The organism is Streptomyces sp. 17_S59 (assembly GCF_056930295.1).
This window is the reverse complement of the sequence record NZ_JBXOWD010000001.1, coordinates 3,345,914-3,360,320: the sequence shown is the minus strand read 5'-3', so window position 1 is coordinate 3,360,320 and position 14,407 is coordinate 3,345,914. Positions and strand designations below refer to the sequence as shown.

General features: G+C 73.4%; 14 protein-coding genes. 13 read left to right on the top strand and 1 reads right to left on the bottom strand.

Annotation, left to right across the window (positions count from 1 at the left end; genetic code table 11):
- Nucleotides 1-27: 27 nt before the first annotated feature.
- From AC1Z4A_RS14890 to AC1Z4A_RS14835, 12 genes are all read left to right on the top strand, one after another.
- A complete protein-coding gene (locus tag AC1Z4A_RS14890) occupies nt 28-678 on the top strand; it encodes an NAD(P)-dependent oxidoreductase (protein ID WP_483679198.1) in 651 nt (216 codons plus the stop codon).
- A gap of 78 nt (nt 679-756) precedes the next feature.
- Nucleotides 757-1,569, top strand: a complete 813-nt coding sequence (locus AC1Z4A_RS14885) for an SRPBCC domain-containing protein (RefSeq protein ID WP_483679196.1) — start codon at nt 757-759, stop codon at nt 1,567-1,569.
- A gap of 298 nt (nt 1,570-1,867) precedes the next feature.
- On the top strand, nt 1,868-2,704 hold the full coding sequence (locus tag AC1Z4A_RS14880) for an aldose epimerase family protein (protein WP_483679194.1): 837 nt from the start codon (nt 1,868-1,870) through the stop codon (nt 2,702-2,704).
- Nucleotides 2,705-2,714: 10 nt separating this feature from the next.
- Complete coding sequence (pyrE, locus tag AC1Z4A_RS14875; protein WP_483679193.1) at nt 2,715-3,254, top strand: orotate phosphoribosyltransferase; 540 nt, start codon at nt 2,715-2,717, stop codon at nt 3,252-3,254.
- A gap of 213 nt (nt 3,255-3,467) precedes the next feature.
- A complete protein-coding gene (gene fbaA, locus AC1Z4A_RS14870; RefSeq protein WP_483679190.1) occupies nt 3,468-4,490 on the top strand; it encodes a class II fructose-bisphosphate aldolase in 1,023 nt (340 codons plus the stop codon).
- A gap of 155 nt (nt 4,491-4,645) precedes the next feature.
- The gene (locus AC1Z4A_RS14865; protein WP_483679189.1) at nt 4,646-6,181 is read left to right on the top strand and encodes an MFS transporter; all 1,536 of its coding nucleotides are present in this window, start codon (nt 4,646-4,648) and stop codon (nt 6,179-6,181) included.
- 79 nt (nt 6,182-6,260) lie between these two features.
- Nucleotides 6,261-6,674 (top strand): DUF3151 domain-containing protein, encoded by a 414-nt coding sequence (locus AC1Z4A_RS14860; RefSeq protein WP_436782555.1) that lies wholly within the window; start codon nt 6,261-6,263, stop codon nt 6,672-6,674.
- A 265-nt stretch (nt 6,675-6,939) separates the two neighbouring features.
- Entirely contained in the window at nt 6,940-7,827 is an 888-nt protein-coding gene (locus AC1Z4A_RS14855) for a tryptophan 2,3-dioxygenase family protein (RefSeq protein WP_483683600.1), read from the top strand.
- Nucleotides 7,820-9,073 (top strand): kynureninase, encoded by a 1,254-nt coding sequence (kynU, locus tag AC1Z4A_RS14850; RefSeq protein WP_483679188.1) that lies wholly within the window; start codon nt 7,820-7,822, stop codon nt 9,071-9,073. Before AC1Z4A_RS14855 ends, kynU begins: the two co-directional genes overlap by 8 nt.
- Nucleotides 9,070-9,786 carry an alpha/beta hydrolase gene (locus AC1Z4A_RS14845; RefSeq protein ID WP_483679187.1) on the top strand — a complete coding sequence of 239 codons (717 nt, stop codon included), beginning with the start codon at nt 9,070-9,072 and terminating at the stop codon, nt 9,784-9,786. The genes kynU and AC1Z4A_RS14845 overlap by 4 nt, the downstream gene beginning before the upstream one ends.
- Nucleotides 9,787-9,854: 68 nt before the next feature.
- A complete protein-coding gene (locus AC1Z4A_RS14840; RefSeq protein ID WP_483679186.1) occupies nt 9,855-11,162 on the top strand; it encodes a sensor histidine kinase in 1,308 nt (435 codons plus the stop codon).
- A complete protein-coding gene (locus tag AC1Z4A_RS14835) occupies nt 11,159-11,818 on the top strand; it encodes a response regulator (protein WP_483679184.1) in 660 nt (219 codons plus the stop codon). The genes AC1Z4A_RS14840 and AC1Z4A_RS14835 overlap by 4 nt, the downstream gene beginning before the upstream one ends.
- Before the next feature lie 201 nt (nt 11,819-12,019).
- Here the strand turns inward: AC1Z4A_RS14835 and AC1Z4A_RS14830 are convergent, their stop codons facing one another.
- On the bottom strand, nt 12,020-12,922 hold the full coding sequence (locus tag AC1Z4A_RS14830; RefSeq protein WP_483679182.1) for a diacylglycerol kinase: 903 nt from the start codon (nt 12,920-12,922) through the stop codon (nt 12,020-12,022).
- Nucleotides 12,923-13,098: 176 nt separating this feature from the next.
- Between AC1Z4A_RS14830 and AC1Z4A_RS14825 the strand changes: the two genes are divergently transcribed.
- On the top strand, nt 13,099-14,385 hold the full coding sequence (locus AC1Z4A_RS14825) for an adenylosuccinate synthase (RefSeq protein WP_483679180.1): 1,287 nt from the start codon (nt 13,099-13,101) through the stop codon (nt 14,383-14,385).
- Nucleotides 14,386-14,407 lie beyond the last annotated feature (22 nt).

The following is a 14,407-nucleotide window of genomic DNA, read 5'->3' as shown; positions in this document are numbered from 1 at the left end:
CAACTGCGGTTTCAAGGAGACACCCCCATGGCCAAGATCGCCCTCTTCGGCGCCACCGGAACGATCGGCAGCCGCGTCCTGCGCGAGGCGCTGGACCGCGGTCACCAGGTCACGGCGGTGGTCCGCGACCCCGCGAAGCTCACGGAGCAGCACCCCGCCCTCACGGTCACGACCGGCGACGTCCTCGACCCGGCGTCGGTCGCGTCGGCCGCCCGGGGCCAGGACGTCGTGGTCAGCGCGGTCGGCGGCGGGGACGGGCCCGGCCACGTCGCCACCATCGAGCCGTCCGCGAAGTCGCTGGTCGCGGGCCTGCGGACGCTGGGCGACGGGGCCCCGCGGCTGATCGCGGTGGGTGGCGCGGGCTCGCTGCGCACGCCCGACGGCAAGCAGGTGTGGGACGCCGAGGGCATCCCGGAGTTCCTCCTGCAGATCATGCACGCGCACGGTGACGCGCTGGACTTCTACCGCTCGGTGGGCGACGTGCGCTGGACCAACCTCAGCCCCGCCGGGCAGATCGCGCCCGGCGAGCGCACCGGTACGTACCGCACGGCGCTCGAGGACCTGGTCGTGGACGCGGAGGGCAACAGCCGGATCTCCGCCGAGGACTACGCGGTGGCGCTGATCGACGAGATCGAGACGCCGAAGCACGTGGGTGAGCGCTTCACGGTCGGATACTGACCATCTTCTGACGGAAAGTTCGATCGGATTCGACCGGGGCGGCACCCGTGCGGGGCACGGTGGGTAGGCTCGCTTGCTATGGAGCATGAGGTGTTCGTTCCGTTTCCCGTCGGTGCGGTGCGGCGGGTGCTCAGCGACCCTGCGCGCGTGGCCCGGTGCGTTCCCGGTCTTCAGCAGGACGCTTCCGCCGGCGCCGCGCTCTCGGGGCGTCTGCGGCTGCGCATCGGCGGTTCCACGATCACCTACCGGGGGGCGCTGAAGCTGACCGAGCGGGACGGCTCCTACGAGCTGTCCGGCGAGGGCACGGAGGCGCGGGGCACCGGCACGGTGACGCTCGCGGTGAGCGCGCTGCCGGAGGAGACGCCGGGCGGCACCCGGCTGTGCTGCCACGGCACCGTCGGCAGCGCCGGGCGGCTCGCCGAGTTCGATGCGAAGACGGCGGAGTCGGCGGCGCGGCGGCTGCTGGACCGGTTTGCGGCGGCGCTGGTGGAGGAGCTGCGGGAGGATGCGACTGCTTCTGCCTCCGCCTCTGCTTCCGCCTCGTCCTCCGCCTCCGGCGAGGGTGACGACGATCTGGAGGGCTTCGACGACCTCGGGCCCGAGGCCGAGGGCGACGTCGACGGCGGCTTCACGGCTGCGGAGGCGGCTCTGGAGGACGCCGGCCTGGACGCGGACGGGGAGCCCCCGGCCGAGGCGGCGCATGCCCGCCGCACGATGATCGGGCGCAGCGCGGAAGAGGTGGACCATGCGCCGCCGCGCGGGCGCTATGCGCCGGTTCCGGCGCCGGAGACGGCGACCGGTACCGCCACCCTTCGCTGGGCGGCGCCGGCTGCGGCTCTTGCGCTGGCGGGTGCGGTGGTGGTCTCGCGGGTGCTGCGGCGACGGCGCTGAGCAGTCGACCGGGCGGGGTGGGTTCGGCACCGCCGGTCAGGCCGGTGGGGGTTGCGCGCCGCTGCGGCGGAGTTGGATTCCCCGATCCCGCCCCTTCCCGAAACCGGGGGCAAGCCCCCAGACCCCGCCGGTTGCGCCCACCCGGGGTCTGGGGCGGAGCCCCGGTTTCGGGAAGGGGCGGGATCGGGGAAACACTCTCCGCCGCGACGGCGCGCAACCCCCGCGCGCCGGGTCCGGCGGCAGGAAATGCCGCCGCAATCGGCAGGTATGCCCAGGCCACAGGCCCTATCGTCAAAGCGTGAGCGATGACGTGACGAAGGACCGCGGCCCCGCGCCGCAGACACACGCGCAGGACGTACGCCTGGCGGCCGGGGACGCCGAGCTGACCCTGTCCCCCCGCAACGGCTGCCGCCTCTCCAGCCTCCGGATCGCCGGCATGGAGCTGCTCCGCCAGGGCCCCCGCTACGGCGCCTTCCCCATGGTCCCCTGGTGCGGCCGCATCGAACTCGGCCGCTTCCGCAACGGCGGCGACACCCACCAGATGCCCATCAACTCCGCGCCCCACGCCATTCACGGCACGGGCCGGGACACCGCCTGGCGCACCGCCCGCACGGACGGCCGCAGCGCCGCCTTCACCTACGACCTCGCCGACCCCTGGCCGTACCCCGGCCGCGTCACCCAGCTGGCCGAGCTGACCGAGGATTCCCTCACCCTCACCATGGGCGTCGAGACCTATGGCGACTCCTTCCCGGCGCAGGCCGGCTGGCACCCCTGGTTCCTGCGCAACCTCGGCGCCGGCAAGGACGTGGAGATCGACTTCAGCCCGGACTGGCAGGAGGAGCGCGGTGAGAACCACCTCCCCACCGGCCGCCGGATCGACCCGCGCCCCGGCCCCTGGGACGACTGCTTCGGGATGCCCGACGGCGTCGACGTCACGCTGACCTGGCCCGGTGCGCTGGAGCTGAAGGTCGCCAGCCGGGCCGAGTGGGTCGTGGTCTACGACGAGCAGCCGGAGGCCGTCTGTGTCGAGCCGCAGTCCGGTCCGCCGAACGGGCTCAACACCCGTCCGCGCCTCGTCACCCCCATCGACCCCCTGGAAATCTCCACGACGTGGACCTGGCGGACCCTGGCCTAAGCTCGTGGCCATGACGGATGCGCGTGACGCCCTGCTTCAGCAGATCAAGGACAAGGCCGTGGTTCACGGCAAGGTGACCCTCTCCTCCGGCAAGGAGGCCGACTACTACATCGACCTGCGCCGGATCACCCTGGACGCCGAGGCCGCGCCGCTGGTCGGCCAGGTGATGCTGGACGCCACCGCGGACCTGGACTTCGACGCGGTGGGCGGCCTGACCCTCGGCGCCGACCCGGTCGCCACCTCGATGCTGCACGCCGCCGCGGCGCGCGGCCGCAAGCTGGACGCGTTCGTCGTCCGCAAGGCCCAGAAGACCCACGGCATGCAGCGCCGGATCGAGGGCCCGGAGATCAAGGGCCGCCGCGTCCTGGTCGTCGAGGACACCTCCACCACCGGCGGCTCCCCGCTGACGGCCGTGGAGGCCGCCCGCGAGGCCGGTGCCGAGGTCGTCGCCGTTGCGACGATCGTCGACCGCGGTGCCGAGCAGGCGATCCAGGACGCCGGGCTGCGCTACATCACCGGCTATTCCCTGGGTGACCTCGGTCTGGCCTGACGGGGCTTGCTGGCCTGACCTGCTGTTTTGCCGATGGCGTCGATGGAGGGCGCGTGGTTTCACGTGAAACCACGCGCCCTTCTCATATGAGCGCCGCAATCCTCATGTGGAGTAATTCGGAGAGTCTGGAAGGATGGGGTCGACGATGACCGTCGCCCCCTAGGTCAGGGCCCCGAATTACGCCCGTACCCGCACATCACAAGGAGCGGACAGATGCCCATCGCAACCCCCGAGGTCTACAACGAGATGCTCGACCGGGCGAAGGCAGGCAAGTTCGCCTACCCGGCCATCAATGTGACCTCGACGCAGACTCTGCACGCCGCGCTGCGCGGTTTCGCCGAGGCGGAGAGCGACGGCATCATCCAGATCTCCACCGGTGGTGCGGAGTTCCTGGGCGGCCAGTACAGCAAGGACATGGTCTCGGGCGCCGTTGCGCTGGCCGAGTTCGCGCACGTCGTCGCCAAGAAGTACCCGGTGAACATCGCGCTCCACACCGACCACTGCCCGAAGGACAAGCTGGACGGCTACGTCCGCCCGCTGCTGGCCATCTCGCAGGAGCGCGTCGCCAACGGCCAGAACCCGCTGTTCCAGTCCCACATGTGGGACGGCTCCGCCGAGAAGCTCGACGAGAACCTGGCCATCGCCAAGGAGCTGCTCGCCGAGGCCGTGAAGGCGAAGATCATCCTCGAGGTCGAGATCACCCCGACCGGTGGCGAGGAGGACGGCGTCTCCCACGAGATCAACGACGACCTGTACACCACCGTCGCCGACGTCGAGAAGACCGCCGAGGCGCTGGGCCTGGGCGAGAAGGGCCGCTACCTGCTGGCCGCCTCCTTCGGCAACGTCCACGGCGTCTACAAGCCGGGCAACGTCGTGCTGCGCCCCGAGCTGCTCCGTGAGCTGCAGGACGGCATCGCCGCCAAGCACGGCAAGGCCGACCCGTTCGACTTCGTCTTCCACGGCGGCTCCGGCTCCACGGAGGAGGAGATCCGCACCGCGCTGGAGAACGGCGTCGTGAAGATGAACCTCGACACCGACACCCAGTACGCCTTCACCCGTCCGGTGGCGGCCCACATGTTCAGCAACTACGACGGCGTCCTGAAGGTCGACGGCGAGGTGGGCGACAAGAAGGCCTACGACCCGCGCACCTGGGGCAAGCTGGCCGAGGCGAGCATGGCCGGGCGCGTCACCAAGGCCTGCGCCGACCTGCGCTCCACCGGCACCAAGCTGAAGTAACCAGCAGCCGTGGCGAGGGGCCCGGCACCGTCCGTACGAACGGACGGCGCCGGGCCCCTCGCGCATGTCCGTCGCATGTCCGTCGGCTGCCCCTCGCACGTTCCGTGCATGTCCCTCGTATGGCCGGGGCGGTCCCCGCGAGGGATGATCCGGTCATGAGCGACTCCGCTCCGGACCCCGGACGGGTCTCCCGCCCGGCGGCGGCAGGGCCGGGCGGCGCACTGGGCGACGGTACGCCCGCGGCGCGCCTGGGCACCCCCACCGGGCGCTGGGTCCTGCTGACGGCCGTCCTCGGGTCCGGCATGGCCATGCTCGACAGCACCGTCGTCAACGTGGCCCTGCCCCACATCGGCCGCGACCTCAACGCCGACCTGGCCGTCCTCCAGTGGACGGTCAACGCCTACATGCTCACCCTCGCCGGGCTGATCCTGCTGGGCGGGGCGCTGGGGGACCGGTACGGACGGCGCAAGGTGTTCGTGCTCGGCGTGGTGTGGTTCGCACTCGCATCGTTGCTGTGCGGGGTGGCGCCGAACGCCGGAGTGCTGATCGCCGCGCGGGCGCTGCAGGGCGTCGGCGGGGCGCTGCTCACCCCCGGCTCGCTCGCGCTGATCCAGTCCGTCTTCCACCCGGACGACCGGGCGGGCGCGGTGGGCGCATGGTCCGGGCTGGGCGGCGTCGCCTCGGCCGTCGGCCCGTTCGTGGGCGGCTGGCTGGTGGACGGACCCGGCTGGCGCTGGGTGTTCCTGATCAATCTGCCGCTGGCGGCGATCTGCGTCCCCGTCGCGCTCCGGTACGTGCCGGAGACGAGCGACCCCGCCGCGCACGGCCGCTTCGACGCCCTGGGCGCGGCCCTGGGCGCGCTCGCGCTCGGCGCGGTGACCTACGCCCTCATCGCGGCGCCCGACCAGGGCGCCTCCCCCCGGGTGATCGTCCCGGCGGTGCTGGGCGTGCTCCTGGGCGTTGCATTCGTGTACGTGGAGGGGCGGCGGGCCGAGCCGATGATGCCGCTCGGGATCTTCCGGATCCGGCTGTTCTCGTCGATCAACCTCGTGACGTTCTTCGTCTACGCGGCCTTCAGCGGCTTCTTCTTCCTCTCGGTCCTCCAGCTCCAGGTGGTCGTGCGGTGGTCCGCCCTGGTGGCCGGCACGGCGCTGCTGCCCACGACCGTGCTCATGCTGCTGCTGTCCGCCCGCTCGGGGCGGGTCGCGCAGCGCATCGGGCCGCGCATTCCGCTGACCGTGGGCCCGCTGCTGTGCGCGGCCGGGATGCTGCTGATGGCCCGGGTCGGGGCGGGGGCCGTGTACGGGCGGGACGTGCTGCCCGGGCTCGTCGTGCTGGGGCTGGGGATGGTGGTGCTGGTGGCGCCGCTGACCGCGACGGTCCTCGCCTCGGTGGACGTCGCCCGGGCGGGCCTGGCCAGCGGCATCAACAACGCCGCGGCGCGGGCGGCGGGCCTGATCGCGGTGGCGGCGCTGCCGCTGGCGGCGGGGATGGGCCCGGACGCGTACCGGGATCCCGCGATGTTCTCGGCGGCGTTCACGCGGGCGATGGTGATGAGCGCGGGGCTGCTGGTGGTCGGGGCCGTGCTGGCCTGGGTGACCGTGCGCGAGCCGCGGCGCCCGGTCTGCCACCCGGAGTGCGAGTACCACTGCGGGGTGTCGGCCCCGCCGCTGGACCCCGGCGACGTGTGAGCGCGCTCCCGCGGGACCTCCGGGAAAGATCCACCCCATGGCCTGGGGCACCCGGCCGCGCTGCGGCAGACTGGAGGCCATGGCCATTCACGAGAACCTGCTCGGGGGACCGCCCCCGACCCACCTGCCCGACGACCCCGAGCCGCGCGAGCTGCTCGCCTCCGGGGCGGCCCCCGCCGAGGTCGCCGCCAAGTACCCGGCGTCCTCGCTCGCCTGGGCGCAGCTCGCGGACGAGGCGTTCGAGGCCGGCCGGGTCGTCGAGTCGTACGCCTACGCCCGCACCGGCTACCACCGGGGCCTCGACGCGCTGCGCCGCAGCGGGTGGAAGGGTCACGGCCCGGTGCCGTTCGAGCACGAGCCCAACCGCGGCTTCCTGCGGGCCCTGCACGCCCTCGCGCGCGCCGCGCAGGCGATCGGCGAGCAGGAGGAGTACGAGCGCTGCTCGACGTTCCTGCGCGACAGCTCCCCGACGGCCGCCAACACGCTGGGCTGAGCCGCAGCACGAGCACGAGCACGGACCGGAACGCCCCGCCGCATCGGCGGGGCGTTCCGATTGTCCGCGGGACCTTGCCGCGAGCGGCTGCCGCGACGCATGATGCGCGCAGGGGACCGGGGCTCCGATGCCGACAGGAAGGGGCGGACCGCTACCCGGGAGCACGCACGAGGAGTACGCGATGCCGCGTCCGCAGCCACCCCTGCCCCCAGCCGCCGTCCACGGCCCCGGCCGTCCGGAGACCGCAACGGCCGCAGCGACCGCAATGGCCGCAGTGGCCGCAACGGTCACCGTGGTTCCGCCGGTCACGCCGACCGCGCCGGCCGCATCGGTCACGCCGGCCGTCACGGCCCCGAAGCTCGACTTCCAGGGCACGACCCCGTACGAGGACTACGTCCGGGCCTCGGTCCTGTCCCAGCTCCAGGAGACCCGCTCGGGCGACCCCGGCGAGATGGTCTTCCTCGTCACCACCCAGGTGATGGAGCTGTGGTTCGTCGTCATCCTGCACGAGTGGCAGACCGCCGCGCAGGCCCTGCGCCGGGACGACCTGCCGGTCGCGATGGCCGCGCTCAAGCGCTCCACGTACGAGCTGGCGGCGCTCAACGCCTCCTGGGAGCCCCTCGCGCACCTGACGCCCGCCCAGTTCAACGCCTACCGATCCGCGCTCGGCGAGGCGTCCGGCTTCCAGTCGGCGACCTACCGCCGGATGGAGTTCCTGCTGGGCGACAAGTCCCGCGCCATGCTGGTCCCCTACCAGGGCGCGCCGCGCTTCCACGCGGAGCTGGAGCGGGCGCTCCACGAGCCGGGCCTGTACGACGACGTGCTGCGCTGGCTCGCCCGCCGCGGCCACGCGATACCCGGGTCCGTGCTCGACCGCGACGTCTCCGAGCGGTACGCCGCCGACCCGGCGGTCGAGGAAGTCTGGCAGCGCGTCTACTCGGGCGACCAGCACAGCGACGAGTGCCGCCTGGGCGAGGCCCTCACCGAGGTCGCGGAGCTGGTGTGGCGCTGGCGCAACGACCACCTCGTCGCCACGCGCAGAGCGATGGGGGCCAAGGTGGGCTCGGGCGGCTCGTCCGGGGTGGCGTGGCTGGAGAAGCGCGCGGCGAAGAACGTCTTCCCCGAGCTGTGGACGGCGCGCAGCCATGTCTGAGACGCCCGGGACGACCGCACTCGCGGCCGAGGCACTGGCCCTCGACGCCGCCGACGGACTCCGCGCCAAGCGCGAGGAGTTCGTCCTGGACGATGCCGACGGAACGGACGCCGCCGAGGGCACCGTCTATCTCGACGGCAACTCCCTCGGGGCCCTGCCCCGCGCCGTCCCCGGGCGCCTCGCCGACGTCGTCGGCCGGGAGTGGGGGCGGCTGCGCATCCGGTCCTGGACCGAGTCCGGCTGGTGGACCGCGCCCGAGCGGGTCGGCGACCGGATCGGTCGGCTCGTCGGGGCCGCACCCGGGCAGGTCGTGGCCGGCGACTCCACAAGCATCAACGTCTTCAAGGCGGTTGTGGCCGGGGTCCGCCTCGCCGGCCCGGCGGAGAGCGGCCGCGACGAGATCCTCGTCGACGCGGCGACGTTCCCGACCGACGGCTACATCGCCGAGTCCGCGGCCCGCATGACGGGCTGCCGGATCCGCGCCGTCGACGCCGCGGACATGGCCGGCGCCGTCGGGCCGCGCACCGCGGTGGCCCTCGTCAACCACGTCGACTACCGCACCGGGCGCCTCCACGACCTCCCCGGCACGACCGCCGCCGTGCACGAGGCGGGGGCCCGGGTCGTCTGGGACCTGTGCCACAGCGCGGGCGCGCTGCCCGTCGAGCTGGACGCGCACGGCGTGGACCTCGCGGTCGGCTGCACCTACAAGTACCTCAACGGCGGCCCCGGTTCGCCCGCGTACCTGTACGTGCGCGGCGAACTCCAGCCCCGCTTCGACTCCCCGCTGCCGGGGTGGAACTCCCACGCCGACCCCTTCGGCATGGCCCCCGCCTACGCCCCCGCCGACGGCGCCGTCCGCGGCCGCGTCGGCACGCCGGACATCCTCTCCCTGCTCGCCCTGGACTCCGCCCTGGACGTATGGGAGGGCGTCGACATCACCGCCGTACGGGCCAAGAGCCTCGCCCTCACCGACTTCTTCCTGCGCTGCGTGGACGCGTACGTGCCGGAGGGGCGGGTGGAGTCCGTGACGCCGGACGCCCACGACGAGCGCGGCAGCCAGGTCTCGCTGCGGTGCGCCGAGGCGGGCGAGGTCATGGCGGAGCTGATCCGCCGGGGCGTCGTCGGCGACTTCCGCCGCCCGGACGTGCTGCGCTTCGGCTTCACCCCGCTCTACACGGGCTTCGCGGACGCGGAGCGGGCGGCGCGGGTGCTGGCGGAGGTCCTGGCGGAGGTCCCGGCGCCGTGACCGTGCCGGACCGCACGGTGGCCTACGGACCGCATCCCAGCCAGGTCGTCGACTTCTACCTGCCGCGGGGCGGTGGCACCGCCGCCCGGACGCGGGTGACGCTGCTGCACGGCGGCTTCTGGCGCGAGACGTACGACCGCGAGCACCTGGTGCCGCTGGCGGTGGCGCTGGCGGCGGAGGGGTTCGAGGTCGCGCTGGCGGAGTACCGCCGGGTGGGCGGGGGCGGCGGCTGGCCGTCGACCTTCGACGACGTCGTACGGGCCGTACGGACGGCTGCCCCGGGTGCCGGCCGGCACGTCCTCGTCGGGCACTCGGCCGGCGGCCACCTGGCGCTGTGGGCGGCGTCCTCGCCGGCGGCCGCGGGCATCGGCGTCGACCGGGTCGTGGCCGTCGCACCCGTGGCGGACCTGGCGCGGGCGCGGACGCTGGGGCTGAGCGCGGGGGCGGTGGGCGAGCTGGTCGCCCCGGCGGACGAGTCCCACGCCGACCCGATGCGGCTGCTGCCGCCGCGGGTGCCGGTGGTGCTGCTGCACGGGACGGCGGACGAGGACGTTCCGGTGGCCCTGTCCGCGGCGTACGCGGAGGCGGCGCGGGCGGCGGGGGCGGAGGCGGAACTCCACGTGCTGGAGGGGGCGGGCCACTTCGAGCCGGTCACTCCGGGGACGGGGGAGTGCGCGGTGCTGACGGCTGCGGTGGGCCCGCGTAGTACTTGAGACGGACCCCCGGATATCCACATCCGCGCGGACGACAGCACCCGCCCGCCCTGCCTACGGTTGATGCCGTGAACGACACCCTCCGCACCGAGCGCCACCTCGCCCAGAGCGGCCTCGCACGCCTCCGTGAGGACCTCTTCAGCGACCCGTTCGCGTTCCGCCCGCTGCCGCCGCTGGCGCCGACGCACCTGTTGGTGCGCGCCTTCCCGCGGTCCGCGGCGCGGTACGCGCGGTGGCTGCCGCACGGCGTCCTCGTCGGCTTCACGGGCCTGGTCATGCTCGCGCTGCTCGATCTCGGCGGCATCCCGTACGGCGCGTTCGCGGCGCTGTTCACCGGCGTGCCGATGCTGCTCACGCTGGTCCGGCCGGTGGCCGCCTGGTGGCTGTCCGCCGCCGCGGTCTTCGTCGACGGCATCGGCCTGTACCCCCTCGGCTCCGGCGGTGCGGCGCTCTTCGGGCACCTTCTCGTGATGGTGCTCGTCGCGCTGCGCACCCGGCCCCGCGTGGCCGCCGAGATGTGGCTGCTGACCGGCCTGCTGAGCGTGTTCCTGATGTTCTTCGACCGCGCCGTCCGCGGCAGCGACTACATCGGCTCCGGCCTCTTCCAGCTGCTGGCCCTGTCCGGGATCGTCCTCTTCGCGGTCACCGCCACGCGCAGCCTGCGCGAGTCGAAGCAGCAGGTCGCCGCGCAGGCGGCCGTCACCGAGGTGGAGCGGTCGCGGCGGACGGTGCTGGAGGAGCGGACCACGATCGCCCGCGAGCTGCACGACGTGGTCGCCCACCACATGTCCGTGGTCGCGATCCAGGCCGAGGCCGCGCCCTACCGGGTCGCGGACACCCCGCCGGAGCTGGCCGCCGCCTTCGCCACGATCCGGGAGAACGCCGTGGCCGCCCTCACCGAGCTGCGCCGCGTGCTGGGCGTCGTGCGGTCCGAGAACCCGGACGCGTTCGGCCCGGCCGAGCCCGAGGCGCCGCAGCCGACGCTCGCGGACCTGGGCGGGCTGCTGGCGAACGTCCGCGAGGCCGGGCTGCACGTCGAGCAGGTCACCACCGGCGCCGTGCGCCCGCTGCCGCAGGGCGTGGAGCTGTCCGCGTACCGGATCGTGCAGGAGGCGCTCAGCAACGTGCTGCGGCACGCGCCCGGGGCCTCGGCCCGGGTGGAGATCGGCTACGTGCTCGGCGGGCTCGGCCTGCGCATCGTCAACGACCGCCCGGACCGGCTGGCCAAGCCCTCCCCGGGCGCGGGCCACGGCGTGCTGGGCATGCGGGAGCGGGTGTCGATGCTCGGCGGCGGGATGACGGCGGAGGCCACCGCGGAGGGCGGCTTCGAGGTCGTGGCCTTCCTGCCGGTGCCGGCCGAGGAGGCGGCCGCGTGACCATCAGGGTGCTGATCGTGGACGACCAGATGATGGTCCGCGAGGGTTTCTCCGTGCTCCTCAACGCGCAGCCCGACATCGAGGTGATCGGGGAGGCGGTGGACGGCCGTCAGGCCGTCGAGAAGGTCGCGGAGCTGTGCCCCGACGTCGTCCTCATGGACATCCGCATGCCGGGGATGAACGGCCTGGAGGCGACCCGCGAGATCGTCGCGGCCGACGCGGAGGCGAAGGTGCTGGTGCTGACCACCTTCGACCTGGACGAGTACGTGTACCAGGCGCTGCGCGCCGGGGCGAGCGGCTTCCTGCTCAAGGACGCGTCCGCGCGGCAGCTCGCCGACGGGGTGCGGGTGGTGGCGGACGGGGAGGCGCTGCTGGCGCCGACGGTCACCAAGCGGCTGATCCAGGAGTTCTCGCGGCTGGGCGCGCCGAAGGCGCCGACGCAGGAGCGGGTCGGGGACCTGACCGAGCGGGAGACGGAGGTGCTGGTCCTGGTCGCGCAGGGGCGCTCGAACGCGGAGATCGCGGGGCGTCTGGTGGTGGCGGAGTCGACGGTGAAGACGCACGTGAGCCGGATCCTGGTGAAGCTCGGCCTGCGGGACCGCACGCAGGCGGCGGTCTTCGCGTACGAGGCCGGCCTGGTGACGCCGGGGGGTTAGGGGGCTCTTTCCCCACCCCGCCCCTTCCCGAAAGTCCTCAAACGCCGGACGGGCTGAAAAATCAGCCCGTCCGCCCCCGGACCGGGGGTCCGGGGGCGGAGCCCCCGAGTCCTGCCCCCGCGCGCAGCGCGAGGGGCCCGGGGGCCTGGGGGCTTGCCCCCAGTTTCGGGAAGGGGCGGGGTGGGGAAAGAACCCCGCCCCCTACCCCCGCGGGAGCGTCAGCCGCCACGCCTCCCCCCGCGCCGTCCACGTCCGCGTCCGCACCGGCCCCCGGATCCGGTTGTCCGCCCGGTAGCGGAAGTCCGGGCCCGAGACCGTCACCGTGCGCGCCCTGGCCCGCAGGGGTTCGTCGCCCGTGCGGTGCTGGATCACCACCTCGGCCATGCCGTCCACCGCCGACACCGCGACACGCCCGACGGGCCGGTCGAGGTCCGCCAGCAGCACCCCGTCCGCCTCGACCCGCAGCCGCGTGCACGCGGGCAGCGTGTGCGGATGGCGGCCGGCGGGGCCGGAGAGCAGGGTCAGCGCGGTGCGGGCCGTCCGCGCGGCGGGCGACCACCACGGCTGGTGGCCCCCGGCGGAGGCCCGGGCGGACACCGGGGCCGGGGCCGCGGCGGGCGCGGCCGCCGGGCCACCCCGCCCGCCGCCACCGCCGCCGCCCCCCGCGGGCACCCAGAGCCCGCCCAGCACCACCCCGTCGCTGTCGTCGGACAGCAGCCCCAGCCGCCGCTCCGCGCCGTCCAGGACGGCCCTGGCGGCCGCCACGGCCCCCAGCGGGACGCCCAGGACCCGGGCCACCGACACCGTGGGGAGCGCCCCGACCGGCACCCACGCCAGGGGCGCCTCGGCCAGCTCCCGGCGCCGGTACAGCAGGCCGACGACGCGCAGCAGGGCGCGGTCGTCCCCGATCACGACGGTGCGGCGGCGGCCGCGTCTGACGACGGCCCGCGCCACTTCCTCCGGCCCGTTCGGGAGGCAGATTTTCGCCACCGATCCGGCGCACAGGACGTCCTTCGCGATCCGTGTGGATTCGCCGTCCACCCGCCTGGCGACAGGGTCGATGACGACGAGCAGCTGCCGTCCGGCGGGGTCTGCAGCCGACACCTTCGTCCTTCCTCAGGTAATCTCTCGGTGCAAGAGCCCCTGTCGCTGTTGCGTCAGGGGCTTCGTCTATCCGGGGCACCGGTTCGACGGCTCCAGCAGTGGTGAAGGCCCGTATCGTGCGGGCTTCCGCCACCTGTGCACGTTGGACATGCCCCGCCCGGAAGGGGTGTACGCCTGTGCCCGCACTTGTGCTGCTCGGTGCTCAGTGGGGTGACGAGGGCAAGGGAAAGGCCACCGACCTGCTCGGTGGATCCGTTGACTATGTGGTGCGCTACCAAGGTGGCAACAACGCCGGCCACACGGTCGTCGTCGGCGACCAGAAATACGCGCTCCACCTTCTCCCTTCCGGAATCCTCTCGCCGGGGTGCACCCCGGTGATCGGCAACGGTGTCGTCGTCGACCCGGCGGTCCTGCTCTCCGAGCTGAGCGGGCTGAACGAGCGCGGCGTCGACACGTCCAAGCTGCTCATCAGCGGTAACGCGCACCTGATCACGCCCTACAACGTCACCCTCGACAAGGTGGGCGAGCGCTTCCTCGGCAAGCGCAAGATCGGCACCACCGGCCGCGGCATCGGCCCGACCTACGCCGACAAGATCAACCGCGTGGGCATCCGGGTCCAGGACCTCTACGACGAGTCGATCCTGACCCAGAAGGTCGAGGCGGCCCTGGAGCTGAAGAACCAGCTCCTGGCGAAGCTCTACAACCGCCGCGCCATCGAATCCGGCAAGATCGTCGAGGAGCTGCTGGGCTACGCCGAGCAGATCAGGCCGTTCGTCGCCGACACCACGCTGATCCTGAACAACGCCATCGACGAGGGCAAGGTCGTCCTCTTCGAGGGCGGCCAGGGCACCCTGCTGGACGTCGACCACGGCACGTACCCCTTCGTCACCTCCTCGAACCCGACCGCGGGCGGCGCCTGCACGGGCGCGGGCGTGGGCCCGACGAAGATCAACCGCGTGATCGGCATCCTCAAGGCGTACACGACCCGCGTGGGCGCCGGTCCGTTCCCGACCGAGCTGTTCGACGAGGACGGCGACAAGCTCCGCACCATCGGCGGCGAGCGCGGTGTGACCACCGGCCGCGACCGCCGCTGCGGCTGGTTCGACGCGGTCATCGCCCGCTACGCGACCCGCGTCAATGGCCTGACGGACTTCTTCCTCACCAAGCTCGACGTGCTGACCGGCTGGGAGCAGATCCCGGTCTGCGTCGCGTACGAGATCGACGGCAAGCGCGTCGAGGAACTGCCCTACAGCCAGACCGACTTCCACCACGCGAAGCCGGTCTACGAGATGCTGCCGGGCTGGTCCGAGGACATCTCGAAGGCCAAGACCTTCGCCGAGCTGCCGAAGAACGCCCAGGCGTACGTGAAGGCGCTGGAGGAGATGTCGGGCGCCCCGATCTCCGCGATCGGCGTCGGCCCGGGCCGTGACGAGACGATCGAGATCAACTCGTTCCTGTCGTAAGCGGCACGCGCACTACATGCGC

Coding starts and splice junctions, on each gene's coding strand:
- AC1Z4A_RS14890 (WP_483679198.1), top strand. CDS start 28: ATGGCCAAGATCGCCCTCTTCGGCGCCACCGGAACGATCGGCAGCCGC.
- AC1Z4A_RS14865 (WP_483679189.1), top strand. CDS start 4,646: ATGAGCGACTCCGCTCCGGACCCCGGACGGGTCTCCCGCCCGGCGGCG.
- AC1Z4A_RS14855 (WP_483683600.1), top strand. CDS start 6,940: ATGGCCGCAGTGGCCGCAACGGTCACCGTGGTTCCGCCGGTCACGCCG.
- AC1Z4A_RS14885 (WP_483679196.1), top strand. CDS start 757: ATGGAGCATGAGGTGTTCGTTCCGTTTCCCGTCGGTGCGGTGCGGCGG.
- pyrE (WP_483679193.1), top strand. CDS start 2,715: ATGACGGATGCGCGTGACGCCCTGCTTCAGCAGATCAAGGACAAGGCC.
- AC1Z4A_RS14860 (WP_436782555.1), top strand. CDS start 6,261: ATGGCCATTCACGAGAACCTGCTCGGGGGACCGCCCCCGACCCACCTG.
- kynU (WP_483679188.1), top strand. CDS start 7,820: ATGTCTGAGACGCCCGGGACGACCGCACTCGCGGCCGAGGCACTGGCC.
- fbaA (WP_483679190.1), top strand. CDS start 3,468: ATGCCCATCGCAACCCCCGAGGTCTACAACGAGATGCTCGACCGGGCG.